The 25628-nt window shown below is 54.5% G+C and carries 21 protein-coding genes; 9 read left to right on the top strand and 12 right to left on the bottom strand.

From position 1 onward, the window contains the following. Positions 1–126 precede the first annotated feature (126 nt). The gene (locus REH51_RS06875; protein WP_009722900.1) at positions 127–585 is read left to right on the top strand and encodes an Lrp/AsnC family transcriptional regulator; all 459 of its coding nucleotides are present in this window, start codon (positions 127–129) and stop codon (positions 583–585) included. 7 nt (positions 586–592) lie between these two features. Here the strand turns inward: REH51_RS06875 and REH51_RS06880 are convergent, their stop codons facing one another. The 3 genes from REH51_RS06880 to aptA form a co-directional block, all read right to left on the bottom strand. Further along, on the bottom strand, positions 593–1213 hold the full coding sequence (locus REH51_RS06880; RefSeq protein WP_009722901.1) for a TetR/AcrR family transcriptional regulator: 621 nt from the start codon (positions 1211–1213) through the stop codon (positions 593–595). 93 nt (positions 1214–1306) lie between these two features. Next, the gene (locus tag REH51_RS06885) at positions 1307–2803 is read right to left on the bottom strand and encodes a CoA-acylating methylmalonate-semialdehyde dehydrogenase (protein ID WP_009722902.1); all 1497 of its coding nucleotides are present in this window, start codon (positions 2801–2803) and stop codon (positions 1307–1309) included. A gap of 31 nt (positions 2804–2834) precedes the next feature. Then, positions 2835–4202 carry an omega-aminotransferase AptA gene (gene aptA / locus REH51_RS06890; protein ID WP_009722903.1) on the bottom strand — a complete coding sequence of 456 codons (1368 nt, stop codon included), beginning with the start codon at positions 4200–4202 and terminating at the stop codon, positions 2835–2837. Between the two features lie 197 nt (positions 4203–4399). Between aptA and REH51_RS06895 the strand changes: the two genes are divergently transcribed. Then, positions 4400–5665 carry a Zn-dependent hydrolase gene (locus REH51_RS06895; protein WP_498937313.1) on the top strand — a complete coding sequence of 422 codons (1266 nt, stop codon included), beginning with the start codon at positions 4400–4402 and terminating at the stop codon, positions 5663–5665. A 47-nt stretch (positions 5666–5712) separates the two neighbouring features. Here REH51_RS06895 and hmuQ read toward each other — a convergent pair whose 3' ends face one another. Continuing rightward, the gene (hmuQ, locus tag REH51_RS06900; RefSeq protein ID WP_009722905.1) at positions 5713–6015 is read right to left on the bottom strand and encodes a heme-degrading protein HmuQ; all 303 of its coding nucleotides are present in this window, start codon (positions 6013–6015) and stop codon (positions 5713–5715) included. 186 nt (positions 6016–6201) lie between these two features. Here hmuQ and REH51_RS06905 point away from each other — a divergent pair, with 186 nt between their 5' ends. Continuing rightward, on the top strand, positions 6202–7782 hold the full coding sequence (locus tag REH51_RS06905) for a cryptochrome/deoxyribodipyrimidine photo-lyase family protein (protein ID WP_009722906.1): 1581 nt from the start codon (positions 6202–6204) through the stop codon (positions 7780–7782). A 9-nt stretch (positions 7783–7791) separates the two neighbouring features. Here REH51_RS06905 and gabT read toward each other — a convergent pair whose 3' ends face one another. Both gabT and REH51_RS06915 read right to left on the bottom strand, forming a co-directional pair. Further along, positions 7792–9063, bottom strand: coding sequence for a 4-aminobutyrate--2-oxoglutarate transaminase (gabT, locus tag REH51_RS06910; protein WP_498937725.1), 1272 nt, complete (start codon positions 9061–9063; stop codon positions 7792–7794). Positions 9064–9074: 11 nt separating this feature from the next. After that, positions 9075–10526, bottom strand: a complete 1452-nt coding sequence (locus REH51_RS06915) for an NAD-dependent succinate-semialdehyde dehydrogenase (protein ID WP_009722908.1) — start codon at positions 10524–10526, stop codon at positions 9075–9077. A gap of 140 nt (positions 10527–10666) precedes the next feature. Here REH51_RS06915 and REH51_RS06920 point away from each other — a divergent pair, with 140 nt between their 5' ends. Next, positions 10667–12085, top strand: a complete 1419-nt coding sequence (locus REH51_RS06920) for an aminotransferase-like domain-containing protein (RefSeq protein ID WP_009722909.1) — start codon at positions 10667–10669, stop codon at positions 12083–12085. 127 nt (positions 12086–12212) lie between these two features. Beyond that, complete coding sequence (locus tag REH51_RS06925) at positions 12213–12878, top strand: transglycosylase SLT domain-containing protein (RefSeq protein WP_498937315.1); 666 nt, start codon at positions 12213–12215, stop codon at positions 12876–12878. Positions 12879–12996: 118 nt separating this feature from the next. On the opposite strand, the gene REH51_RS06930 is transcribed toward REH51_RS06925, so the two are convergent. The 5 genes from REH51_RS06930 to REH51_RS06950 form a co-directional block, all read right to left on the bottom strand. Continuing rightward, entirely contained in the window at positions 12997–13548 is a 552-nt protein-coding gene (locus tag REH51_RS06930) for a cupin domain-containing protein (protein ID WP_009722911.1), read from the bottom strand. Positions 13549–13712: 164 nt separating this feature from the next. Beyond that, positions 13713–15167: a Na+/H+ antiporter NhaC gene (gene nhaC, locus REH51_RS06935; RefSeq protein WP_009722912.1), complete on the bottom strand. Its 1455-nt coding sequence runs from the start codon at positions 15165–15167 to the stop codon at positions 13713–13715. 248 nt (positions 15168–15415) lie between these two features. Next, positions 15416–16915: an aldehyde dehydrogenase gene (locus REH51_RS06940; RefSeq protein ID WP_498937317.1), complete on the bottom strand. Its 1500-nt coding sequence runs from the start codon at positions 16913–16915 to the stop codon at positions 15416–15418. Then, complete coding sequence (locus REH51_RS06945) at positions 16915–18291, bottom strand: aspartate aminotransferase family protein (protein WP_498937319.1); 1377 nt, start codon at positions 18289–18291, stop codon at positions 16915–16917. Before REH51_RS06945 ends, REH51_RS06940 begins: the two co-directional genes overlap by 1 nt. Positions 18292–18326: 35 nt before the next feature. Beyond that, complete coding sequence (locus REH51_RS06950) at positions 18327–19133, bottom strand: gamma-glutamyl-gamma-aminobutyrate hydrolase family protein (RefSeq protein ID WP_009722916.1); 807 nt, start codon at positions 19131–19133, stop codon at positions 18327–18329. 266 nt (positions 19134–19399) lie between these two features. On the opposite strand from REH51_RS06950, the gene REH51_RS06955 reads away from it, so the two are divergent. Continuing rightward, complete coding sequence (locus REH51_RS06955; RefSeq protein WP_498937321.1) at positions 19400–20788, top strand: glutamine synthetase family protein; 1389 nt, start codon at positions 19400–19402, stop codon at positions 20786–20788. A gap of 197 nt (positions 20789–20985) precedes the next feature. Here REH51_RS06955 and REH51_RS06960 read toward each other — a convergent pair whose 3' ends face one another. Next, on the bottom strand, positions 20986–22278 hold the full coding sequence (locus REH51_RS06960) for an NAD(P)/FAD-dependent oxidoreductase (RefSeq protein ID WP_498937323.1): 1293 nt from the start codon (positions 22276–22278) through the stop codon (positions 20986–20988). A 356-nt stretch (positions 22279–22634) separates the two neighbouring features. On the opposite strand from REH51_RS06960, the gene REH51_RS06965 reads away from it, so the two are divergent. From REH51_RS06965 to REH51_RS06975, 3 genes are all read left to right on the top strand, one after another. After that, positions 22635–23825, top strand: coding sequence for a M24 family metallopeptidase (locus tag REH51_RS06965; RefSeq protein WP_498937326.1), 1191 nt, complete (start codon positions 22635–22637; stop codon positions 23823–23825). 136 nt (positions 23826–23961) lie between these two features. Next, positions 23962–24339 (top strand): hypothetical protein, encoded by a 378-nt coding sequence (locus tag REH51_RS06970; RefSeq protein WP_009722920.1) that lies wholly within the window; start codon positions 23962–23964, stop codon positions 24337–24339. Positions 24340–24493: 154 nt separating this feature from the next. Beyond that, on the top strand, positions 24494–25612 hold the full coding sequence (locus REH51_RS06975) for an alkene reductase (RefSeq protein WP_009722921.1): 1119 nt from the start codon (positions 24494–24496) through the stop codon (positions 25610–25612). Positions 25613–25628 lie beyond the last annotated feature (16 nt).

Raw genomic sequence — 25628 nt, forward strand, 5'->3', positions numbered from 1 at the left:
AGAGCCCTCCATTGCCATCGTTTGAACAAACGCTATGATAATGGGAGCACCGCAGAACCTTCTTTCCAATACAGCCCTAACAATCACTATTCGTTCTTTATAAGCACAGAAAGAGCATTTTATTTCATGGACGCCATTGATCGACGAATTCTTGACCAGCTTCAGCGTGACTCCAGCCTGACCAATCAAGCATTAGCAGATGAGATAGGGCTTTCACCCTCTGCCTGTTTAAAGCGAGTTAATCGATTGCGCGATGCTGGAATCATTGCGCGCGAGGTGGCTGTGCTCAACCCTGACGCCCTAGGCCAGTGCCTTCACATGGTGGTGGAAGTCACCATGGAGCGGGATAACAAGTTGCTCTACCAGCGGTTCTTGACGTCAGCGGTCAACGCCCCTGAAGTGAAGCAGTGCTATCAAGTAACTGGCGAGTGTGATTTTGTGTTGATCGTGACAGTCGCTGATTTAGATGAGTACGACCGCTTTTGCGACAGCGTGCTCTATGCCGACGACAACCTACGCAAGTTCCGCACATTACTGTCGAGAAAACGCCATAAGTTTGATACGTCCGTACAGCTCAGCCGTTGAGTACTACTCACGCCGTCAATCCAATCCCCCGCAAAATCACCGAGGTTACCGACTGTACGGCTTTTTCGAATTGCAGATCGTCTAAGGGTTTATCGTCGTTAAGCAGATAGATTTGGTAGTCGAAGTCAGCGTAGTGCTGGGTCGATGCCCAAATCATATAAAGCAGATAAGAGGGTTCAACGGGGTTAATTTGGCCGGACTCGACCCATTCGCGAATTTTCGACTCTTTCAATTTGGCCCATTCGTATAAGTTATCGCGCAGGCGCTCTTTTAGAATGGGTGCGCCCTGCATCACTTCCGCCGCCCAGATTTTCGAGCCGTGAGCACGGTAGCGGGAATGGGTCATTTTGGCGCGAATGTAGGTAGAAAGCACCACTCGCGGGTCGTCGTAAAGCTCAAAGCACAGCGCGTCCTGTTTCCAGATTTCCAGCAGCGCTAGCAGCACTTCCTGGTAAAGCGCCTTTTTAGTGGAAAAATAGTAGTGCACGTTGGATTTTGGCAGATCAGCCAGCTGGGCAATTTCCCCCATCGACGCTCCGGCATAGCCTTTTTCAGCAAACAATTGCTCAGCCGCCAGAAGAATCTTTTTTACGTTGGTTTGCCGAATTTCGTCCTGTGTTCTCGCCACGCTGCTCGTCCCTTTACGACTAAGATACGCACACAAAAAATGCACCACCGCTAAGCAGTGGTGCAGAGAAGATGGCGTAGTTAGCCTACGGCGTCAACGTTGGTTAGTGGGAAACGAAAACTCGGCACGAGTGGCTTCGCTCACCGAAGGCCAGCGCTGGGAAACCGCTTTTCGGCGGGTATAGAAGCGCACAGAGTCAGGGCCATAGGCGTGAAGGTCGCCAAACAATGAGCGCTTCCAGCCGCCAAAGCTGTGGTAGGCCACCGGCACGGGAAGCGGCACGTTAACACCCACCATGCCCACTTCGATGCCATCGGTAAAGCGTCGAGCAGCCTCGCCATCGCGAGTAAACAGGCAGGTGCCATTGCCGTATTCATGGTCGTTAATCAATTGCATAGCGTCATCTAGGCTGCCGACCCGTACCACGCACAGCACTGGCCCGAAAATCTCTTCCTGGTAAATGCACATCTCAGCAGTGACGTTATCGAACAGGCAACCGCCGACGAAATAGCCGTCTTCATGACCCGCGATTTTCAGCTCACGGCCATCGGCCACTAGCGACGCGCCTGCCTTTACGCCGTCTTCGATATAGCCCAATACCTTGTCACGGTGCTCTGCCGTCACCAGCGGGCCCATATCCAAGCCTTTATCGGTTCCCGGCCCCACCTTGAGCTCAGCAATTTTAGGCAGCAGCGTTTCAACTAGACGATCTGCCGTCTCGTCACCCACGCACACCGCCACCGAAATCGCCATGCAGCGCTCACCACAACTTCCGTAAGCCGCCCCCATCAGTGTATTGGCGGCGTTTTCCAAATCGGCGTCTGGAAGCACCACGGCATGGTTCTTCGCCCCCCCCAGAGCCTGAACGCGTTTGCCAGCGGCCGAACCACGGGAGTAGATAGCTTCCGCTACCGGCGTTGAGCCAACAAATGAAATAGCTTTAACGGCCTTAGCATCCAGCAGCGTTTCCACCGCTTCGCGACTACCGTGCACCACATTCATCACGCCTTTTGGCAACCCTGCTTCTTGCAACAGCTCGGCTACCGCCATCGCCGCCGAAGGATCTTTTTCCGAAGGCTTGAGAATAAAGGTGTTGCCGCAAGCAATCGCCATCGGATACATCCACAGCGGCACCATGGCAGGAAAGTTAAACGGCGTAATGCCCGCCACTACGCCCAAGGGCTGGAAATTCGACCATGCATCAATGCCCGGCCCGACGTTGTGGGAATACTCACCTTTTAGTAGCTCAGGCACACCGCAGGCATACTCGACATTTTCGATTCCGCGCTTCAGTTCACCCATCGCATCTTCAGGGGTTTTACCGTGCTCTTCACTGACCAGTTGCACCAAGCGGTCGGCGTGTTCCTCAAGCAATTGCTTGAAGCGGTACATCACTTGGGCGCGCTTAGCTGGTGGCGTATCTCGCCAAGCGGGAAACGCAGCTTGGGCGGCGGCAATAGCCCGCTCTACGTCGGCGGCGCTGGCGTCCGCCACTTGGCGAATCACTTTACCCGTTGAGGGATTGGTCACGTCCAGCGTGCGCTGGCTGTCGATTAATTCACCGTTAATTAGATGGGAAACAACACTCATATTTAAACTCTCTGAAATTTAGGTCAGTCGGTTATGCCAACGAATCCAGGGTGGTGGCAACGGCATCAAACAGCCGCTCTAACTCAGCGTCTGTGGAGCCAAACGGAGGGCCGAACTGCAGCGTGTCGCCGCCATAGCGCACGTAAAACCCAGCTTCCCACAAGGCTAAATGGGCATCCCTAGGGCGAATGGTGGGGTCGCCATCTCGGGGCGCCAATTGAAGTGCACCCGCTAAGCCATAGTTACGAATATCAACAATGTGATTGCGGCCTTTTAGAGCGTGCAGCTTTTGCTCAAAAGCGGGCGCGATAGCACTTACCTGAGCGGGGAAGTTGTCACGCTCCATCATTTCGAGTGCCGCTAAGCCAGCCGCACAAGCGACAGGGTGGGCGCTGTAGGTGTAACCGTGAGGAAACTCAATAGCGTGTTGGGCGCCGCCAGCGTGCATAAAAGTGTCGAAAATTTCACTGGAAGCAATCACCGCGCCCATAGGAATAGCGCCGTTGGTGATCTGCTTGGCAACGTTCATGATATCCGGCGTAACACCAAACGCTTCTGCGCCGGTGGTTGCGCCACTGCGACCAAAAGCAGTGATTACCTCATCGAATATCAGCAAAATATCGTGGGCGGTACAGATTTCGCGCAGCCGATCCAGATAGCCTTTGGGCGGCACAATCACCCCAGCAGAGCCAGACATCGGCTCAACGATCACCGCCGCAATGGTGGATGCATCGTGCAGGGCGATTTGATCAAGCAGCGCATCAGCAAGTTCAGCGCCGGTTTCGGCTTGACCACGGGTGAAGGTGTGACCTGCCTGCAGCGTGTGCGGCAGATGCGTTACGTCCATCAATTGGCCGTAGTGTTTACGATTGCCACCGATACCACCCAGGCTGGTGCCACCAATGTTCACCCCGTGATAGCCCTTGGCACGGCCAATCATGCGTGTCTTCTCGGGCTTACCTTTTAGCCGCCAGTAGGCCTTGGCCATTTTGACAGAGGTATCAGCGGCTTCTGAACCAGAGTTAGTGAAAAACACATGATCCAAGCCAGCAGGTGTAAGGCTCGCCACTTTTTCCGCCAGTTTGAACGCCAGCGGATGGCCAATTTGAAAGCCTGGCGCAAAGTCGAGGGTACCCAACTGCGCCGCCACCGCTTTTTGAATTTCTTCACGATTGTGGCCCGCGCCGCAGGTCCATAAGCCAGAGAGTGAATCAAACAGCTTACGGCCCTGGTCATCGATGTAATAGCGCCCTTCCGCGCCAGTAATCATGCGCGGGTTGGCACGGAAATCACGGTTAGCGCTAAACGGCATCCAAAAGTGCTGATTAAGCACGCTGGGAGAAGCGTTTTCTTCGTCAATAAACGCCTGAGGGGTCGTGTTGTTTTGTAGGCCAAACATGGTGTCCAGCTCCATCGCTATGAGACATAGCCTCAGCATGCGCCACTGAACATGTTTATAAAATTACGCTTTTCTTGTGTTCACGTTAGAGAATTTATACGTAACAAGCAGACGTTTATCTCTACGCTGGCAGATAACAAATTAATAAAAACGGTCAGCCGCCAGCTTTATATGTGCTAACTCATAAAGGAATGCTCATGAACTCGCTTGTAGAACCGAATACTGTGCTAGCCACTTTACGCACCGACAGTGACCGTCTTTGGCAATCGTTGATGGAAATGGCAACGCTGGGCGCGACGGCTAAGGGCGGCGTTAATCGTCAGGCGCTGACGGACCTTGACCGACAGGGACGTGATCTATTTATCCAGTGGTGTCGTGCTGAAGGCTGCACCATTCGAATTGATAATATCGGTAATATTTTTGCCCGCCGGGAAGGAAGCAATCCAACAGCCAAAACCGTCAGGGCGGGCAGCCACTTGGATAGCCAGCCCACTGGAGGCAAATACGACGGCTGTTTTGGGGTGCTTTCCGGTCTAGAAGTGATCCGAACGCTTAATGAACACAACATCACTACAAAATCGCCCATTGAAGTCGTTGCGTGGACTAACGAAGAGGGTTGTCGCTTCCCTCCCTGCATGATGGGTTCTGGGGTGTTTACTGGCGTGCTTGAATTTGACGCCATGATGGCGCGCACCGACGCCGATGGCGTCACAGTGAGTGATGCACTGGATGCCATTCACTATCGTGGTAGCGATGAGGTCTCGCCAAGTGAGATTAAAGCTTACTTTGAACCGCACATCGAACAGGGGCCGATTTTAGAAGATACCGACACCACCATCGGCGTGGTTATCGGTGGGCTTGGTCAAAAGTGGTTTGATTTAACCCTAACCGGACTTGAAGCCCATGCTGGGCCCACGCCAATGAACCTGCGTCGCGACGCCATGATGGGCGCGGCGGAAGTCACCCAAGCCCTTAACCGAATTGCCTTTGATCATCAGCCCCACGGGCGCGGTACTGTCGGCTGTATGACGCTTCATCCTGGTTCGCGTAACGTCATTCCTGGGCAGGTGAAAATGACGTTGGATATGCGCCACTGGGAGCCAGAAGCTCTCGTCGCGATGGGTCAATCCTTAGCGACGGCCGTCGAAGAAATTTGCCAACGTCATGGGCTGGAATATGAATTAACGCCCACCGCAGATTTTGCCCCTGAGCACTTTAATAAAGCCTGTGTTGATGCAGTGCGCGAAGGGGCGGAGCAACTCAACCTATCGCACATGGATATCATTAGCGGTGCTGGTCACGATGCCATGTTCGTCGGTCGTGTCGCCCCCGCTGCAATGATCTTTGTTCCCTGCAAGGACGGCATTAGCCACAACGAGATTGAAAGCGCCACTCCAGAGCATGTGCACGCTGGCTGTAACGTGCTGCTGCACGCAATGCTCAATGCCGCTGAGTTTTCCTAAATGGCTTTGCGCTACCGCACGGGGTTAAACGTGCGGTAGCCCTCTCTTTATAGCACGACGTCGTACCCTTCAAATTTAGGCGGACCAAGGTAGATACCTTCCGGTGCTTTGGCGTTAGCATGAGCCTTGCGGAACGCTTCTGACTTGGTCCAGGCGCGGAAGGCTTCTTCCGATTCCCATACACTGTGGGAGATAAACACGGTGTGATCTTCCTGACTTTCACCCTGCAGCATTTGGAATTGTTTAAAGCCCGGCACTTCATCCAGGTGAGAATCGCGGTTGCGCCATACCTCTAAAAAATCCTCTTCGCGGCCCGGGGCAATCCGAAAACGGTTCATGGCGATATACATGCACTCTCTCCTATTGAGTTTGTCTAACACGCTAGCGTAGCGGCCTGCCGCTTACGACGTCTATCCCTTGATGGTAACGTCATGGTTTTATGACGAATAAGCGGTATGAAAAATAAGTTCTATGGCAAATAAGCTCTATGGGAAATAGGCGTTATGCCGAGCAAACCCCAACCACCAGGATACGGCATGGCTAAGGCACCCATCCAGGTCGTTTGGTTCAAACGCGATATGCGCATTCATGATCATGCGCCGCTTTCCAGTGCATCGGCGGCTGGCCCTGTGCTGCCTGTTTTTGCGATTGAACCTGGCCAGTGGCAAACACCTGATAGCGCCCTGCGCCACTGGCAGTTTGCCGCTGACGCTCTAATCGACCTTTCCAACGCACTGGAGGCCATTGGCCTACCGCTATGTATTTGGCAAGGTGATATTGTCGATTTGCTGAACGCCCTAAAAGCTCACTACGGCCACATTGCCCTTCACTCTCATCAGGAAACGGGCAACGCCTGGAGCTTTGAGCGGGATAAACAGGTGCATGCTTGGTGCCAAACCAACGGTGTAGCTTGGCGGGAAGCCCGCCAGCACGGTGTAGTACGAGGACTTAGCAGCCGCTCTGGGCACCAAACCCGTTGGGAGAGCCACTGGGAAACGCTGATGTCTGCCCCGACCTGCCACGCGCCGCAAAGCGCCCAAGCAGCCCCAGGCTGGGAAGCCTTTCACCACCTTAACGTTGAGCAGCTTCCTACCTTAACGCTGGGATTTGATACCACACTTTGCCCCCAGCGCCAGCGGGGCGGGCGCAACGAAGGCCGCGCACTGTGGCGTAGTTTTGTGCAAGCACGCGGGCGGCGTTATCGCGGCTCGCTGTCTAAGCCGCTGTTAGCGTGGGAGTTTGGCTCACGGATTTCACCGCATTTGGCCTGGGGCACGCTTTCCATGCGCGAAGTTGTCCAGTCGTTACGCCGTCAGCGGCAGAAGCATGCCGACGATACCGCCTGGGCCCGCTCACTACGCGCCTTCACCTCGCGACTTTACTGGCACTGCCACTTTATTCAGAAGTTGGAAAGTGAGCCAAGTATCGAGCATCAAACGCTGCACCCGGCGCTGCGCGGCCTGCGGGAGCGCGATCCCAACCACCCTAACCTCATCGCTTGGAAGCGTGGCCAAACCGGGGTGCCGCTGGTCGATGCCTGCATGCGCAGTCTTATCGCTACCGGCTGGCTTAACTTTCGCATGCGCGCCATGTTGCTCTCCCACGCCACCTTCGGCCTAGGGCTGCACTGGCATGAACCCGCGCTGCACTTGGCACGTCTGTTTACCGACTTCGAACCGGGCATTCACTACCCCCAGGTGCAGATGCAAGCAGGCGCCACAGGCACTAACGCGCTGCGGGTATATAACCCGATCAAGCAAGCGGAAGATAACGACCCCACAGGCGAGTTCGTCGCCCGCTGGGTGCCAGAACTAGCGCCCCTGCCCTTGGAATGGCGCGCTAAGCCCTGGGCACTACCCGAAAGCCTACGCCAGCGGTTCGGCTTTCAACCGGGCGTCGACTACCCCATCCCCAACGATTTTGAAGCCGAAGCGCGGTACTGGAAAAAGATGCTATACGAACTAAGACGCACGCCAGAGGCCAGGGAATCCAGCCAAGCCATTGTGGATAAGCTCGCCAGTCAGCGACGACCTCCCGCTAAGCGCGCTAAAAAAGCAAAACCCGCCAATCACCAACAGCTTTCACTGTTTGGCGATGACGGGTTGGGTGATACCTAGAAGGACGGTTTAGCTAAGCGCTTCCAGAGACTCCTCGATAATACTCAGCCCCTCTTCCAATACTGCAGAAGAGACGGTTAACGGCACCAGAATGCGGATGCTGTTGCCGTAGAAACCACAGGAGAGCAGGATCAGGCCTTTCTCGCGGGCTTTGGCACACAGCGCACCGGTGAGTGCTGTATCGGGCTTGCCTTCGCTGTTGAGCAGTTCAAAGGCAGCCATGGCGCCTAACTGGCGGCCGTGGGCAACGGCGGGGAAGCGCGCTTCCCACACCGCAAAACGCTCGGCCAGCATTTTGCCCATCTGTTCGCTGCGCGCCAAGATATCTTCTTCTTCGATCACCTCGATACCCGCCAGCGCCGCTGCGCAGGAGAGCGGGTTGCCGCTGTAGGTGCCACCCAGGGAGTTGGGGCCAGAGGCGTCCATCACTTTGGCACTACCCACAACCGCCGATAGCGGCATGCCGTTCGCCAGGCTCTTGGCGGTGGTGAGGATGTCCGCTTCAATACCGCTATGTTCGAGTGCAAACAGCTTGCCGGTACGGGCAAAGCCAGACTGCACTTCGTCGGCGATCAGCAGAATACCGTGCTCGTCACACAGCGCACGTAGCGCTTTCAGGTAATCCGGTGAGGCGATGTAGAAACCGCCTTCGCCCTGTACCGGCTCAATCACGATGGCCGCCGTGCGATGCGGGGCAATATCGGTTTTGAACAGCGTGCGAATAGCGTCTAGCGATGCTTCTTCGCTAATGCCGTGCAGCGGGTTGGGGAACGGCGCGCGGAACACATCACCCGGCATGGGGCCGAAGTCGTTCTTATAGGGCAGTACCTTGCCAGTCATGGCCAGCGTCATCATGGTACGGCCGTGGAAAGCACCATCGAACGTAATAATGCCTGTACGGCCAGTGGCGGCGCGGGCGATTTTCACGGCGTTTTCCAGCGCTTCAGCACCGGTATTAACCAGCATTGCTTTACGCTCGGGGCCACGCACCGGCGTCAGTTCACAAAGTTTTTGGCACAGCTGCACGTAAGGGGCGTAGGAGATCACCGCCGCGCTGGTGTGCATGACTTTTTTAAGCTGCGCTTCTACGGCCGCGACAATTTTTGGATGGCGATGGCCCAGGTTCAGAACACCAATCCCCCCCGCAAAATCGATCCAGCGGTTGCCATCGGCATCCCACAACTCGGCGTTTTCAGCGCGCTCGGCAAACTGGGTTGTCGGCGTGGCGGCACCGTTGGCCACGTAGCGGTTTTTCAGTTCGTTCAATTCTTGGTTATTCATCATCGTTTTCCTTATAGACCGCCAACGCAGACGTACTTCAGTTCAGTAAATTCATCTAAGCCGTGATGGGAACCTTCACGCCCCAATCCAGACTCTTTCACGCCGCCAAACGGCGCCAGTTCGGTAGAAATCAGCCCTTCATTAACGCCAACCATGCCGTATTCCAACTGCTCCATGGTGTGCCAGATACGGCGGTAACCCGTGGCGTAGAAGTAGGCCGCCAAGCCAAACGGTGTATCGTTGGCCATGGCAATCGCTTCTTCATCACGATGGAAACGAAACACTGGCGCGACGGGCCCGAAGGTTTCTTCATCGGCCACCGCCATCTGGGTGGTTACGTCAGCAAGCACCGTGGGTGTGAAGAAGCGCTCGCCTGCGGCGTGGGGCTTGCCACCGCAGAGCAGTCGCGCACCATGATTCACCGCGTCGTCAACGTGACGCTGCACTTTTTCCACCGCCGCTTGATTAATCAGCGGGCCTATAGTGCTGCCTTCTGTTAAACCATCGCCGACCTTCAGCGCGCTAACACGCTCGGTCAGTTTGCTGACGAACGCGTCGTAAACACCGTCCTGTACCAGGAAGCGGTTGGTACACACGCAGGTTTGCCCGGCGTTACGGAATTTTGAGGCAATCGCCCCTTCTACGGCGGCGTCCACATCAGCGTCATCAAAGACGATAAACGGCGCGTTGCCGCCCAGCTCCATAGCGGTTTTCTTCACTGTGCTAGCGCACTGAGCGAGCAGGTGTTTACCCACCGGGGTCGAGCCAGTAAACGAGACTTTACGCACCCGAGAGTCGGTGGTGAGCACTTCCCCCACCGCTGCCGGTTTTGAGGCGGTAATCACGTTAATGGTGCCGGCTGGCAGGCCTGCTTCAAGCGCCAAGTAAGCTGTTGCCAACGCGGTTAACGGCGTAGCTTCGGCGGGCTTAATCACCACGGTGCAGCCCGCGGCCAAGGCCGGGGCGCACTTGCGGGTAATCATCGCCAGCGGGAAGTTCCACGGCGTAATCGCTGCCACCACACCGACCGGCTCGCGCAGCACCAGTAGACGCTTATCCGCGCCGTGACTGGGTAGGGTCTCCCCGGCCATACGCTTGGCTTCTTCAGCGAAAAACTCAATAAATGAGGCGCCGTAAGTCACTTCGCCCTTGGCTTCCGCTAGCGGCTTGCCCTGCTCCAGGGTCATCAAGCGGGCTAAGTCATCGGCGTGTTCATTGATCAGATCAAACCAGCGGCGCAGCAATGCCGAGCGCTGTTTCACTGGCGTTGCTCGCCAGGCTGGCCCAGCGGCATATGCCGCGGCCACTGCGTCGCGGGCATCATCAGCGCCTAAATCGGCAACCCGGGCAATCGTTTCGCCGGTAGCGGGGTTATCAACGGCAAAGGTCTGTTGACCCTTGCGCCACTCGCCACCCACCAGGGTGGGTACTGCATCGTGTAACCACTTTTCGATAAAGCTCATCATCTTCTCCTGGTTTACAACATGACATGCACGCTAGCAGTAATGTGTTGGCAGGCGAATGCACCCCTTTTTCGTTCAACCAGACCACTTTTCTGTTTTACTAGCTAAACGGGGAGCATCGTGACGGTAAGAGGATACGAATGGATTGCCAGGACGTGTTACAACAGCTTGTAAAACGCTATGCGCAGCAACCTGAGCGTTTGAGTAAGCAAGTGCGGTTAGAGCAAGCCTTGAGGCAGGCGGTCACCCAGGCGTGGCCGAACCAAACTCGCCTGCCATCACACCGCCAGTTGGCATTAACGTTGGGCGTTGCTCGACACACACTGTCCCGTGCCATTGCGTCGCTTATTGAAGAAGGCCTACTGACGACGTTTCATGGCAAGGGCACTTGGAGTTGTAAGAAAGAGGCGTCTGTCGCGATCACATCAACCAGCGTTCAACTTTCAAAACGCGCTCAACAAGTGTTGCGTTGGCCAGGGGCGAGTACTGTGCAAAGCGGCGCCTTTGTGCCTGGCATACCGGATATCGCCCAGTTTCCAATGCGCAAGTGGCGTCAGCTCTATGCCAGTGTCACCGTGCCGCAAAATGCTTTGTTGCTGTCTTATTCCACCGGCGGGTATGGGCCGCTTAAGCGCGCAATCCGTGAATTTCTGGCGCGCTGGCGCAACATTAATTGTGATATTGAGCAGATCATCATCACCGATGGTACCCATAACGGCATTGAGCTATGTGCCATGGCGCTCGCCGATGTGGGTGACACAGTGGCGATGGAGTCGCCCTGCTATTGGGGGGCACGCAATGTGTTTACCGCAGCGGGCTTAACGATTGAGATGGTGCCTTGGTTTCCTGACAAGGGGCACACCTTACCGAAGGTGACTGGTAACATTTCCCTCGCTTATTTGACCGGCTCTCATCACTACCCGCTCAGCGTGCCCACCCGCGCTGCTCATAAGCAGCAGTTTTGCGATGCGTTGTCGCCCACCTACATCGTTGAAGACGATTACGAATTCACCCGCGACGATCACACTAACCTGCTGTTTGACCCACACTCGGAACGCCATTTACTGGTAGGCTCATTCTCTAAGATGATGTTTCCCGGCCTGCGGCTTGGCTATTTGGTGGTGCCACGTCATTTGGCAGGCCCAATGAACCGCCTGCGCAGCGAGTTATTTCGCGAAGGCCGTATGCTTGATCAAGCGGTATTGGCGCAGTTTATTTTTGATGGCGACTTAGACGCCTGGTGTCGCCGCATCCAGCGCGACTATTTAGGGCGGCAACAGGTGCTGCACGACCAGCTTAGCTCACTGCCCAAGGTACAGAGTGTGTCACCCCCAACTAGCGCGATCAGCTTGTGCGTTGAGTTTGTATCCGGGGTTAATGATGTGGCACTTGCCCAAGCGTTGCTCAAAGAACACCTGATTGTTCGTCCGCTCAGCCCCGTGTGCGCTGAAACGGACCCTCGGACGGGATTAGTAATGGGCGTGGGCATGCTGTCGGGAGAGACTTTAGTGCGTGAAGTTCAGCGCCTGCGCCGCTGCTTGGAGTTACTACTGCGCTAGGCGGGATAGGCAAGAGTGCTGAGCGTCACGCTCAGGCATAGTTATAAAAGCGCACTCGCAAGAGCGTATTCTCAAGAACTCATTTATAAGAACTCATTTATAAGAACTTATTCACAAGGATTTTGCCATGTGTCGTCCTGTTGATAATTCGGTGCCCCTAGCGACGCTTCGCTTATTGATAGCGCTGTGTGCCGTACTGGTTGTTTCTGGCTGCGCTACCTTTGCTCCCACCCCGCCGGAAGATCAGAGCAATATCTGTGAAATCTTTCGTGAACAGCCGAGCTGGTATGACTATGCCCGTGAATCAGAGGAGAAATGGGGTACCCCTATCGCCACGCAGATGTCGTTTATCCAGCAGGAGTCCTCGTTTCGCAGCCATGTGCGTCCCGACCGCAAATACTACTTGGGCTTTATTCCCGGCCCTCGCCCATCGTCCGCAAGAGGCTATGCCCAAGCCCAAGACCCTGTATGGGGAGAGTACCGTGACCAAGCAGGCAGCTTGATGGCACGGCGTACTCACATGAAGCACGCCACTGATTTTATCGGCTGGTATAACCACCGCTCACAGCAACAGGCAGGGATCTCGTTGAGCAATCCCGAACATCTTTACTATGCCTACCATGAAGGCGCAGGTGGCTATCAGCGAGGCTCCTACCGTAGCAAATCTCACGTACTACGTGCAGCCAGCCAAGTGGCAGCCCGCTCTAACCGTTATCAAGCCCAGCTCAACGCTTGCGAAGCAGAATTTCAGTGCCGCAAGTTTTATCAAGTCTGGCCGTTTTGTCGTAGTTAAGGCCCCCTTCCATGGCGCTAATAAGTGGCGTGGCCTTAGTTAGTGTTGTGTTTTTAACATCGATGCTTTCTGGCGTGTTTGGCATGGTCAAACAATAACGGTAGCCATGCCAATGGTGTCAGAACGCCTTACCGGGCGTAGCGCAGCTGATTATTTTACAGGGGGCATCCCCAATATTTCGGAAACGATGCGGAACGCTTGTCTTAAAATAATAAGACTCCCCCGGCCCTAAGCGTCTAGCAGTGCTCCCAACAATGATTTCGATCTCGCCTTCTACGACAAAGCCAGCCTCTTCACCGTAGTGAGTAATCATGGCTTGCCCAGTGTCAGCACCCGGTAAATATCGCTCAACCATAAACGCCAGCGCACGGTTAGGCCGATTTGCCCCGACAAGCTTGAAGGAAATATCGCCGGATGCGATATCAACCAAGTCATCCGCCGAATAGAAAATCTGCTCCTGACTATCAAGATCCATCGTAAAAAAATCACCGACGCTCATAGAGAATGCGTTTAGGATTTTCTTCAGGGAACTGACTGATGGGCTAACTTTTCCTTGCTCTATTAGCGAAAGACTTGAGTGGGTGACCCCACACAACTTTGCCAGTTCACGCTGCGAAATCCCTCGCTGCTTGCGCAAGGAGCGCAAGCTCGCACCCACGTCATCCGACATGCTTTTTTCACTCCCTATCAATAAGTGAATTAAATTACGTTGACGGTCTATTGACGGGCACATAATAGCGCAAAAAAAACCCCACGGCTGTGGGGTAAACTCTCAATTAACGTGGCGTTTTGAAAAAATAATCGTTTTAATCAGCCTCAGCTATCATGTTCCATTCAGGCGCTACGGGCACCTGCTAGCCCTGTGTCGCCATCCACTGTTTGCGGCTCGTCTTCATAGGCGATACGGAAGCCAGTAAAGCCATAAAGAAGGGCAAACATTGGGCTCAGCAGCGCCAGAAAGGCATAAGGTGCATAGCTAAAGGCGCTGACCCCAAGGGTGGCAAACATAAAAGCACCACACGTATTCCAAGGTACTAGCGGTGATGTCATGGTGCCAGCATCCTCTACTGTACGAGACAGGTTTTTCAGTTTGAGCGAACGACGTTTGTACTCGCTGGCATACATGCGGGCAGGCAGAATAATACTGAGATACTGGTCACAACCTACTACGTTAGCGGCCATCGATGTTGCCACTGTAGTAGCAATCAGGCTGCCAGTGGTCTTGGCCAGTTTGAGCAGACTTTCCACGATGGTGCGAAAGAACCCCGCCGACTCAAGAATCCCGCCAAAGCTCATCGCGATAATGATCAACGAAACCGTCCACATCATGGCGCTAACCCCGCCATTGGTCAGCAGATCGTCCACCGTGACGTTTCCGGTGTCTACCGCGTACCCTTCCACAAAAATAGTAAAGCTATCGCCTAGTGGGACACCCTGAACCAAAGTCGCACAGACAATCCCCATCAGCGAACCAACAGAAAGCGCAGGGATGGCGGGTACCTTCTTGATCATCATCACGATGACGGCCGCTGGCACCAGTAGCAGCCAGGGGCTGATGATAAACAGCTCATTGAGGCTCTGCTGCAACTCGGCTACTTGTGCAGCGCCATCGCCGGAAGGCGCCATGTTCAGGCCGATAATGGTGTAAAGCACCAGAGCAACCGCTAGCGCAGGAACCGTGGTGTAGAGCATATAGCGAATGTGTTCAAACAGATCAACACCAACCACACCGGGTGCCATATTGGTGGTTTCGGAAAGCGGAGAAATTTTGTCGCCAAAATACACGCCGGAGATCACGGCTCCCGCGACCATTGCGGGGTTAAGGCCTAGTCCTTCACCGACGCCCATTAAAGCGATACCAATAGTACCCGCCGCTGTCCAGGCATTGCCGCCAGCCAACGACACCAAACAGCAGATTAAGCACGCCGCGACCAAAAAGTAATCCGGTGCCAGAATACTCAGGCCGTAATAGATCATCGTGGGCACAATCCCACCGGCAATCCAGTAGCCAATAATGGTGCCGATAATGATCAGAATGACAATCGCCTGAGTCGTCAGGCCAATAGAGCGCATGATACCCGCTTCAAGTTGTTTCCAGCGGCTACCCGTCGCAATGGCCACCGCCGTCGCCACAATCGCACTTAAAAACAGCGGCAAGTGCGGATCCGTTTCGAAGTAACCAATAAAAACCCCTAATGACGCCACCATGAATAAAATCGGTATCATGGTCGCTTTCAAACTTGGCCGCGGTGTTTCCTGATCTTCCTTTGCATTGGTGTTGGTCGACATAATGTCCTCACTCAGCATTTGCTTGTTGTTGGTGTTGATAGTGATGTAACCGTGTTAGAAACCGTTGTGCTGATCGTCGCTGAGACCATCGCGGAGATTGTTATTACGTTTCTGATACGGTGTTCAGGCACAGAGGAGCCCTTACCAGATGCCACCGTTTATACGGCGGCGCCTAGTACTGTGGATAACTCAAATTAATACGCGGTGATGTTATTAATTGCGGCTCGCTCGTCACGAACCGCTATGTTTTAGGGGCTAAGCGACATCCACACCGTTTTCACTTCACAGTATTTCTCCTGCGCGTGAAGCGATTTATCGCGCCCGTTGCCGGATTGCTTGACGCCACCAAAAGGTACCGTCTGATCAACACCGGCCCAGTTGTTCACAAACACCTGACCGGATTGCAGCCGCCGCGAGACCCGCATGATGCGGTCGATATCCTGGCTCCATATCCCAGCAGCAAGGCCATAGTCACTGTCATTGGCCAGTGCAAGCGCCTGTTCTTCCGTATCGAAGCCAAACACACTCAGCACCGGTCCAAAGATCTCCTCACGGCCAATGGACATCTCGGGAGTCACATCATCGAAGACCGTAGGCGGCAGGAAATACCCTTTGGAATTGCTGGCTTCGCCGCCCAGCTTCAGGGTGGCACCTTCGCTTTCACCTTGGCGAATATACGCCAGTACTCGCTGATACTGAGCTTCATCCACCATGGCGCCCATGAAACTATCCGGATCAAGCGGGTCTCCAGGCTGCATATGCTCGGCAGCTTTCACCACCCGGGCCACAAAATCCTTGCGAATACTGTTTTCCACCAGCAGGCGCGAACCGGCAATACAGACTTCGCCTTGGTTGTGGAAAATAGCTTCCGCCGCGCTTTGGGCGACAGCATCAAGGTGCTGGCAGTCGGCGAAAACGATGTTGGGGCTTTTGCCACCGCACTCTAGGAACACGCGTTTCAGGTTGGATTGTCCCGCGTACTGCATCAGCTGTTTACCCACGCCGGTGGAGCCGGTAAACGCCAAACCATCGACCTGCATGGAAAGCGCTAAGGCTTTGCCCACCGTATGGCCGTATCCTGGCAGCACCTGAAAGACACCATCGGGAATACCCGCTTCCTGGGCAAGGTGTGCCAAGCGCAGCGCTGACAAAGGTGATTTTTCAGACGGTTTGAGAATGACGCTGTTGCCCGCCGCCAGTGCCGGGGCAATCTTCCACGACGTCATCATCAGTGGAAAATTCCACGGCACAATGGCAGCGATAACGCCCATTGGTTCGCGCAATACCAGTCCCAACGCACGATCGCCAGTGGGTGCCACTTCACCGTAAAGCTTGTCGATACATTCTGCCTGATAGCGCAGGCAAGCCACTGTGCCTGCCAAATCACCTAGCGAGCTAGAAATCGGCTTGCCCATATCCAACGTATCTAACAGCGCCAATTCATTGCGGTGTGTCTCAACTAACTCGGCTAGACGCAGCAGCACCCGCTTGCGCTTACTAGGGTGACAGCGCGACCAAACACCACTTTCAAAGGTTGCACGGGCTGCTTGCGTCGCGCGCTCAGCATCTGGCGTATCACAGCTGGCCACCTCGGCAATCACATCTCCGGTGGCAGGGTTAATGCTGGTTAGCGTGCTGCCATCTGCGGCAGCAACAAACTCGCCATTAATGAAAGCGCGCGTTTCAAAGCTCAGTGATGCGGCTTTTGATTGCCAGTCGGCTAGGTTTTTCGGTGTATCTGCCGCCATTATGCACTCTCCATGGGGTGTGTTATCGCCAGCTTTTCAGCGGTTTTATCCAGCGCCAAACGTGCCTTGCTGACCAATTCATCAATTTCATCGCGGGTGATAATTAGCGGCGGAGACATCACCATGGTGTCGCCAACCGAGCGCATCACCAAGCCACTTTCAAAGCACAAATCACGACATAAATTGCCAGCGGAAAGAGACTTATCGAAGCGTTCACCGGTGTTCTTGTCGGCGACGAGTTCTAGTGCCCCAATTAAGCCCAACGAACGGGCTTCACCCACCAGCGGATGCTCAGCAAGTTCCTGCCAACGCTTAGCCAGATAGGGCCCCAGTTCATCGCGGACTTTCTCGACCACCTGTTCACTTTCCAGCAATTCGAGGTTTTTAAGCGCACCAGCCGCACAGACCGGGTGACCGGAATAAGTAAAGCCGTGGAAGAACTCACCGCCGTCTTCGATCAGCGTATCGGCCACGCGATCTCCCACCAGCACCGCGCCAATGGGCAGATAGCCCGACGACAGGCCCTTGGCAATCGGCATCAGGTCAGGTTTTAACCCATAGTGATTACTGCCAAACCACTCGCCTAAACGCCCAAAGCCGCAAATGACTTCATCGGCAATCAGCAGAATGTCGTACTTAGCCAGCACTTCTTTCACCGCGGGCCAATAGCTGTCCGGCGGAATGATCGCCCCGCCTGCGCCCTGCACCGGTTCAGCAATAAAGGCAGCCACCTTATCTTCACCCAACGCCAGAATTTTCTCTTCTAACGCTTGGGCACACTGCTTGCCAAAGGCTTCCTGGCTCATGTCGCGGCCTTCACCAAACCAGTAAGGCTGGCCAATATGGGTAATCCCCGGCACACACGGGCCACCTTGATCATGCATCGGCGCCATACCGCCAAGGCTCATGCCCGCAACAGTAGAGCCGTGATAACCATTTTCACGCGAGATAATCCATTGCTTTTCCGGCTTGCCTTTGATCGCCCAATAGCGTCGCACCATGCGCAGCACGGTATCGTTGGCTTCGGAACCCGAGCCGGTGAAGAACACATGATTGACATGCTCGGGCGCCAGCTCACTCAGCTTGGCGGCCAGCTTCACTGCCGGCGGGTGGGTGGTTTTAAAGAAGTTGTTGTAATACGGCAGCTGCTGCATCTGCTCGGTGGCGGCATCAACCAACTCCTGTCGCCCGTAACCGAGATTGACGCACCAAAGACCCGCCATACCATCAAGAATACGATTGCCCTGGCTGTCGTAAATGTATACCCCATCAGCGTGGGTAATGATGCGGCTACCCTCTTCGCCGAGCGATTTAAAATCAGTGAATGGATGAAGGTGATGCTGGCGGTCTAACGCTTGGTAATCCTGGGTCTGCATAGGTCGTCTCCTGATCAATTCGTTGCAACAAGCGTTCAGCAGGCAGAAAGCTGGGCGGCGCGTTGGGTACGATGCTGACGGCAGGCCGTTGCAAACCCCTGAAACAGTGCGTCATAAAAAGGATGCTCTTTAGGGCGCCACTCCGGATGCCACTGAACAGCCAGTGCGAACGCAGCAGCGTCGCGCACGGAAATTGCTTCAACTAAGCCATCAGGCGCCCAAGCTTCTGCATCCAGACCCGGTGCAAGCTGATCAATCCCCTGCTGGTGCAGTGAATTTACCTCAGCATGCTCGCTGCTATAGAGCGCCGCCAGGGCACCATCCGGGCGGATCTTTACCGTATGAGAGGGTGCATAATGGCCCGCCATATCGTCAGCGGGCGGCTCACGGTGATCAAGCATACCTGGCAGCGTTTGTACTGCCTGGTGAAGCGTGCCCCCAAAGGCGACGTTCATCTCCTGAAAGCCGCGGCAAATGCCAAATAAGGGCAACGCCTGACGTAACGCTTCATGCACCCAGCAAAGCGCCGCTTCATCTCGCCGTGCGTCATCGCGGGTATTCTCTGGTGCGCGTTCGGCACCATAACGGTCAGGAGCGACGTTGGTGTAACTGCCGGTTAGCATCAAGCCATCCAGGCTGCCCAACAGAGCGACGGCCTGCTCGGCACGTTGCTCAGGCGTCAACATATCGGCGGCTAATACAGGAAGAATCACCGGCGTGATGCCGTAGTGGTAAAGCGCCTGCAGGAATTTATCGGTCACTATCTGAGCGGGGTGGCCTTCCACTTCTCGGCAGCAGGCGATGACACCCACCAGTGGGCGAGGAGAATGAGTTGCTTGCATAGTCAAACCACTTTGTCGGTTGTTATGTTTTACTCAACAGTCACTCCAACATAGCTTGGCTTGTTTTATTTTCCAAGAGCAAAATAGGCTTTTTACAAAAAAATATACTAACTAATTGATAAATAAATACTTAATAAATAAAACCATCATCACACAAAAATAATATCACCATTTTTGTTATTAAATATTTGACACGAACGGCCACCGACGCAAGGATACTGTTAGCAGAAACACAACTAAAACGGCATAAAAATAAGGTACAACGTATGTCCTCTGCCAATAACACAGACGTTCAAAACGTAGCCTCGGACTTTCTTGACAGTCACCCTGATATCACCAGCATTGACCTGCTGATCAGCGATCTTAACGGCGTCATCCGTGGTAAACGCATTCCTAGCGACAACCTTGGCAAAGTGTTTGAAAAAGGCATCTATTTGCCCGCTTCGGTATTTGCGTTGGACATCAATGGCAACACTGTTGAAGAGACCGGGCTTGGGCTTTCCAGCGGCGACGGCGACCGGGTGTGTCGCGCCATTCCCGGCACGCTCAATCCGGTCACCTGGATGAATAACAGCCAGTATGGCCAGCTATTGATGACCATGGAGGAGATGGATGGCTCGCCATTTTTTGCCGACCCTCGCCAGATTCTGCGGCGCATTCTTGAGCAGTTCTCCGACCGTGGCTTAACCCCCGTTGTCGCCCTTGAACTAGAGTTTTATCTGGTTGATCGTTTACGCGACGAAGAAAACTTGATTCAGCCACCGCAATCGCCTTGCAGCGGTGAGCGCGCCACTCAAAGCCAGCTGTATTCGGTGCTGGAGCTAGACGAGTACGCTGAGTTTATCAATGACTTGCAGAGTGCCGCCCAGGCGCAAGGCTTGCCGCTGGATACGGTATTGAAAGAGTGCGCACCCGGCCAGTTTGAAGCCAATCTGATTCACACAGATGATGCGTTAAGCGCCTGCGACCACTCGGTACTGCTCAAGCGACTGATCAAGGGGGTTGCATTAAAGCACGGCTTTGAAGCTACCTTTATGGCCAAGCCTTACGGCCTAGAAGCCGGTAGCGGCACCCATGTTCACGTCAGCTTGGTAGATAGCAACGGACATAATATCTTTGCCGAAAACGGCGACGACCCGCTGGAGAGCGCCGCACTGCAACACGCCGTAGGAGGACTGCTGGAACTAATGCCAGACTCCATGGCACTGCTAGCCCCCAACCTCAATTCGTTCCGCCGTTTTCAGGAAGGACTCTATGTGCCCATGGCACCTACCTGGGGATACGACAACCGCTCTGTGGCAATACGCGTCCCCGCCGGGCCGAAAGAAGCGCGGCGCATAGAGCACCGAGTGGCGGGGGCCGATGTTACCCCCTACCTGTTACTGGCCACCGTGCTGGCCTCTATTCACCATGGCCTAACTCAACAGATTGCACCCGCTGAGCCAATCGTCGGCAACGCCTATGATCAAATCGCACCTCAGTTGACTAACAGCTGGACCCAAGCGCTGCACCTATTGAACAACAATCGCGTACTTGGCGAACAACTTGGCGAAGACTTTATTGAAGTGTTCATTGCCAACCGCCAAGCAGAGCGCGCCGAAACTATGCGCGAAGTCAGCGCCATGGAGTATGACTGGTACCTGCGGCACGTATAAGTTGATAAACCACCAATAGAACAGAGAGAGGCGCTGCTCGGCGTCTCTCTTATTACTTCTGCCTGTCTTACGCTGCTACTCCCGTCCTTCTATTAGATTTTTATTCCGTGTTATCCGTGAGCATCCGTGGCAAATAAAGACGGGCTGACGAACGTATTCGCCAGCCCGCTTCCAAGCAATCACCAAACTAATCAGCGCTAAACAGCCAGCCGGTCACGCATGGCGTAGAACCACGCTCCCATCGCGGAAAGCGGAACGCGTAACAACCGCCCGCCAGGCATTGGCAGGGGAGAAATCTGCGCAAAGGCTTCAAAACGTGTTTCTTCACCGCTAATCGTTTCTGCCACTAACTTACCGGCCAGATGAGAGCACGTTACCCCGTGGCCAGAGTACCCTTGCGCGTAGTAAACGTTACTATTAATGCGGCCGAACTGCGGCAGGCGGTTGAGTGTCAGCAAAAAATTACCGCTCCAGGCGTAATCAACGCGGACATCGCCAAGCTCCGGAAAGGTAGACAGCATTTTCGGCCGAATAGCCGCCTCAATACTGGCGGATGCCTGCCCGCCGTAGTTCACTCCGCCGCCATATAGCAAGCGGTTATCAGCGGTCAGGCGATAGTAATCCAATAGATAATTACAATCCTCTACCGCTTTATCGTTAGGCAGTAATCGCGCGGCTAACTCTGCAGGTAGTGGCTCAGTAGTAATGATCTGGGTGCCGCACGGCATCGCTTTACTTTCCAGCTTGGGTAACAAACCTTGCAAATAGGCATTGCCAGCCATGACGACCCGTTGAGCGGTCACGCGACCCTTGGGCGTATGCAGCGTCACCGGCTCACCGTGCTCCACGCGTGTCACGGGGGAGTGCTCAAAAATTTTGCCACCCAACGACTCTAACGCCGCTGCCTGCCCCAGCACCAAATTGAGAGGATGCAGATGCCCACCGGAGTGATCCACCAATGCGCCTACATAGCGCTCGCTACCTATCTCTCGCTTGACCTCTTTGCCTTCCAGAAGCTCCAGCTGCTGATGGCCGTAGCGCTCCCACAAAGCCTTTTGCTCCTTTAGGCCTTCCCACTGTTTCTTGTTACAGGCGGCAAACAAATTGCCTTCTTTTAGGTCGCAGTTGATCTGATACTTTTCAATGCGCTGACGGATAATCTGGTTACCCTCAAATGCCATCGCACCCAGCGCCCGGGCGGTTTCAGCGCCGTTTTGTTTCTCGATAACATCCATATCACGGCTATAGCTATTAACGATCTGCCCACCGTTGCGCCCAGACGCACCAAAGCCAATCGCCACGCTTTCCAGCACCACCACACGGTGGCCACGCTCCGCCAAATGTAGTGCTGCAGAGATACCCGTAAACCCAGCCCCAACGACGCAGACATCACACTCAACATCCCCAGCCAGCATGGGCCTTTCTGACGTGGAGTTTGACGATGCCGCGTAGTAAGACGCCACATGACCAGAAGAAGCTTGAGGTTGCATTTGCCACCTTCCTTTTGTTGATTATTTTAACCAATCTGATCATATAGACCGACGTACGAATGCGCAAGCAACAGCACCCAATGGGCTTATAGGGGCGAATAACATTTTTCCTCATAAAATAAATGTTATTAAAAAAGCAACACCCACGTATACAACACACGACTATTACACTGGAAATAGCCACCACCCGTTTTTATTCACCGCCCTCATAGAAGACACGTTTTTGTGCTAACCGGCTGCGTCATATTACCGAGCACGATTGAGGCGTAACTCGCTCCTATTGCTAGCGTTGATAATGGCAGCGGCGTAACGCTAGCAGCTGCCTATACTCACCATAGCCCCCACCGGAGAACGCTATGGATTATCAACACTACCGCACCGCCCTTGCCGAGACGCTCGCCCAAAGTGAGCTGCCCTTTGCACCTGCCGAATACCAAATGCGCCTAGACAAAGTGCGCCATGCAATGACACAGCGCGGGCTGGATGCATTGCTGCTCACGGCCCCTGCCGATATTAACTACCTGACCGGCTATCACACCTTTGAGGTATCGGTACACGCCTGCTTAGTGTGCACACCTACACAGTTGGTGTTACAGGTGGCATCCATTGAAACGGGGGCGGCAGTAGTCACTGCCCGGGTGGATGAGATCATCGGTTACCGGTGGGAAAACCTGGATGAAATCATCACGCCGCTAGCGGACTTACTCACCGCTTGCGAGCAAATTGGCATCGATGGTTGGAGCAGCGGTTTGCGAGTGGGCGTGATGGACGCGCTGACCACTTCAGTGGGCAAAAAACGCTTCTGCGAAGCAGGTGGCCTACTAGATACGATTCGTATTATTAAAAGTAGCGCCGAACTTGAAATGCTCAGCGAAAGTGCACGAATCACTGCTGCCGGTTTAGAGGCTGCGATGGCCGCTATTCGCCCAGGCATGACTGATAACGATATTGCCGCCATAGGTGCTAAAGCACTGCTAGAAAACGGCAGTGAGTTTATGAGTTTGCAGCCTATCGTGACCAGCGGGCACCGCATCGGGGTGATTCACGTTAACCATAAGCGCCGCGTCATACAGCCCAATGAACCGATATTTTTAGAATTCGGTGCCGCTTACCAGCGCTATACCGCCCCGATGATGCGCACTGCCGTGACTGGAAAACCTAGTGCTGAATTAACCGCCACCCGCGACCTGTGCCGTTCGCTGTTCGAGTCGCTATGCAGTTATATGAAACCGGGCAACACTTTTGATGATGCTGCTAAGGCGGCGGATACACTGCTGTCACCCACCCGCGATAAACTCTTCTTCTCGGGAGTGTTTGGCTACGCCGTGGGAGCGCAGTTCCCCCCTAGCTGGGTTGAAGGCACCGGCTATATTGCCCAAGGCCTGCATCGTCCCTTCGAAGAAAACATGGTCTTTCACCTTCCGCTTTGCCTGCGCGTTCCTGGCCAGTGGGGCGTAGGTCTAAGCGATACCGTAGTGGTTACCCAACACGGCGCGGAGCCACTCACCAACAACGATTGGCAGCTCTATCAGGCTACGGATAAGTAGCTAATAGATAACTGCGCTAATAGCCTAAGATTGACAGTGCGATTAACCAGCGCTATCGTCACCAAAGATGCAAATGAGAAACACTATCTTTTCTCATTTATCTGAGTTAGCCATTATTTGAGGTCGGGTAAGCACGATGACTAGTGAGCAGCGCCAGCTTCGCCAAACGTTGATATTTTTGCGCACGTCTTTCGAAGCGGTGCAGCACTCGATTGCCGGTCGGCTTGATGACCCGCTACCCTGCTGGCTAGACACCAGCATGCTCACCCTGCTGTCACGGGAACTGACCCGCGGCAGCCAGCAAGCGAAGCCGCTCTTCGCTCCTCCCGTCACTGAGCAAATATTCATCGCCTCTCAGCAGTGCGACTTACTCCTCAAGCAGTGTCCTGGCGTGCTAAGTAGCGCTGTTTGCCACCGCCAGCTGAGCGCCATCATGCTGGCGCTGACCAATGCTATTGAGCAAATCGACACGCCAGCCAAACGGCGCTGGCCTTGGCAGAGAGCCTTTACCTAAACCCAGGCTTATTTCGTTGGTGTTTTTTCCCTTCAAAAACCTCATTCCATGGCGGCGTCGTAATGGTCAACTCTTACTTGGTTAGCATTTACTAGTAAACTGGTCTATTCTATTCACCGCAATGTAATTGACCGTTTCCAAAAGGAGTTTGTCCATGGCGTATGAAACGCTTTTCAGCCCTCTGCAGCTGGGTAGTTTATCGATCCCGAACCGAGTCATCATGGCGCCCCTGACACGTTCGCGCACTCCAGACAGCGTGCCGGGCACCCTGCAGGAAGCCTATTACGGCCAGCGGGCAGGCGCAGGTCTGATTATTAGTGAAGCAACCAATATCTCCCCCACTGCCAAGGGTTATGTGTATACGCCAGGCATTTGGACGGATGAGCAAGAATCGGGTTGGAAAGGCGTTGTCGGTGCAGTGCATGCCAAAGGCGGCCGTATCGCGCTGCAGCTATGGCACGTTGGGCGCGTGTCACATGAAATGGTGCAGCCAGATGGTCAACAGCCTGTTGCACCTAGCGCGTTAAAAGGGGAAGGCGCTCAGTGCTTCGTTGAGTTTGAAGATGGCACGGCTGGCCAGCACCCTACCAGCACGCCCCGCGCACTGGAAACCGATGAGATCCCCGGCATCGTCAATGACTACCGCCAAGCGGCGGTTCGCGCCAAACGCGCAGGCTTCGATATGGTGGAAGTTCACGCGGCCAACGCTTACCTGCTAAACCAGTTCCTGGCGACCGGCACCAACCAGCGCACTGATCAGTATGGCGGCTCGTTGGAAAACCGCGCCCGCTTCCCGTTGGAGGTGGTCGACGCGGTGGTTGAGGTATTCGGTGCAGAGCGTGTGGGCATTCGCTTGACGCCCTTTATCGAACTGTTTGGCCTAACGGATGATGAGCCTGAAGCCATGGCCTTCTATCTGGCAGATCAGCTGTCCAAACGCGGCTTGGCCTACCTGCATTTAAACGAGCCTAACTGGATCGGTGGCGACATCACCTTCCCTGACGGCTTTCGTGAGCAAATGCGTGAGCGCTTTAACGGCAGCTTGATTTACTGCGGCAACTACGACGCAGAACGCGCGGAAACGCGCATTAACCAAAATACCGCGGATGCCGTGGCCTTTGGCCGCCCTTATATCGCCAACCCCGATTTGCCGGAACGCTTCCGAGTGAATGCGCCACTCACCGAGCCGAACCATGAAACGTTCTACGGCGGTGATGAAAAGGGCTACACCGACTACCCGTTTATGGATAACGGTTACGATCGTATTGGCTAACGGATTTGTGCTCCCC

The sequence above is a fragment of the Halomonas bluephagenesis genome (assembly GCF_054790765.1).

Excerpts from the sequence above, each read along its gene's own strand:
- REH51_RS06875 (WP_009722900.1), top strand. The coding sequence starts at position 127 with ATGGACGCCATTGATCGACGAATTCTTGACCAGCTTCAGCGTGACTCC.
- REH51_RS06885 (WP_009722902.1), bottom strand. The coding sequence starts at position 2,803 with ATGAGTGTTGTTTCCCATCTAATTAACGGTGAATTAATCGACAGCCAG.
- aptA (WP_009722903.1), bottom strand. The coding sequence starts at position 4,202 with ATGTTTGGCCTACAAAACAACACGACCCCTCAGGCGTTTATTGACGAA.
- REH51_RS06895 (WP_498937313.1), top strand. The coding sequence starts at position 4,400 with ATGAACTCGCTTGTAGAACCGAATACTGTGCTAGCCACTTTACGCACC.
- hmuQ (WP_009722905.1), bottom strand. The coding sequence starts at position 6,015 with ATGTATATCGCCATGAACCGTTTTCGGATTGCCCCGGGCCGCGAAGAG.
- REH51_RS06905 (WP_009722906.1), top strand. The coding sequence starts at position 6,202 with ATGGCTAAGGCACCCATCCAGGTCGTTTGGTTCAAACGCGATATGCGC.
- gabT (WP_498937725.1), bottom strand. The coding sequence starts at position 9,063 with ATGAATAACCAAGAATTGAACGAACTGAAAAACCGCTACGTGGCCAAC.
- REH51_RS06915 (WP_009722908.1), bottom strand. The coding sequence starts at position 10,526 with ATGAGCTTTATCGAAAAGTGGTTACACGATGCAGTACCCACCCTGGTG.
- REH51_RS06920 (WP_009722909.1), top strand. The coding sequence starts at position 10,667 with ATGGATTGCCAGGACGTGTTACAACAGCTTGTAAAACGCTATGCGCAG.
- REH51_RS06925 (WP_498937315.1), top strand. The coding sequence starts at position 12,213 with ATGTGTCGTCCTGTTGATAATTCGGTGCCCCTAGCGACGCTTCGCTTA.
- REH51_RS06930 (WP_009722911.1), bottom strand. The coding sequence starts at position 13,548 with ATGTCGGATGACGTGGGTGCGAGCTTGCGCTCCTTGCGCAAGCAGCGA.
- nhaC (WP_009722912.1), bottom strand. The coding sequence starts at position 15,167 with ATGTCGACCAACACCAATGCAAAGGAAGATCAGGAAACACCGCGGCCA.
- REH51_RS06940 (WP_498937317.1), bottom strand. The coding sequence starts at position 16,915 with ATGGCGGCAGATACACCGAAAAACCTAGCCGACTGGCAATCAAAAGCC.
- REH51_RS06945 (WP_498937319.1), bottom strand. The coding sequence starts at position 18,291 with ATGCAGACCCAGGATTACCAAGCGTTAGACCGCCAGCATCACCTTCAT.
- REH51_RS06950 (WP_009722916.1), bottom strand. The coding sequence starts at position 19,133 with ATGCAAGCAACTCATTCTCCTCGCCCACTGGTGGGTGTCATCGCCTGC.
- REH51_RS06955 (WP_498937321.1), top strand. The coding sequence starts at position 19,400 with ATGTCCTCTGCCAATAACACAGACGTTCAAAACGTAGCCTCGGACTTT.
- REH51_RS06960 (WP_498937323.1), bottom strand. The coding sequence starts at position 22,278 with ATGCAACCTCAAGCTTCTTCTGGTCATGTGGCGTCTTACTACGCGGCA.
- REH51_RS06965 (WP_498937326.1), top strand. The coding sequence starts at position 22,635 with ATGGATTATCAACACTACCGCACCGCCCTTGCCGAGACGCTCGCCCAA.
- REH51_RS06970 (WP_009722920.1), top strand. The coding sequence starts at position 23,962 with ATGACTAGTGAGCAGCGCCAGCTTCGCCAAACGTTGATATTTTTGCGC.
- REH51_RS06975 (WP_009722921.1), top strand. The coding sequence starts at position 24,494 with ATGGCGTATGAAACGCTTTTCAGCCCTCTGCAGCTGGGTAGTTTATCG.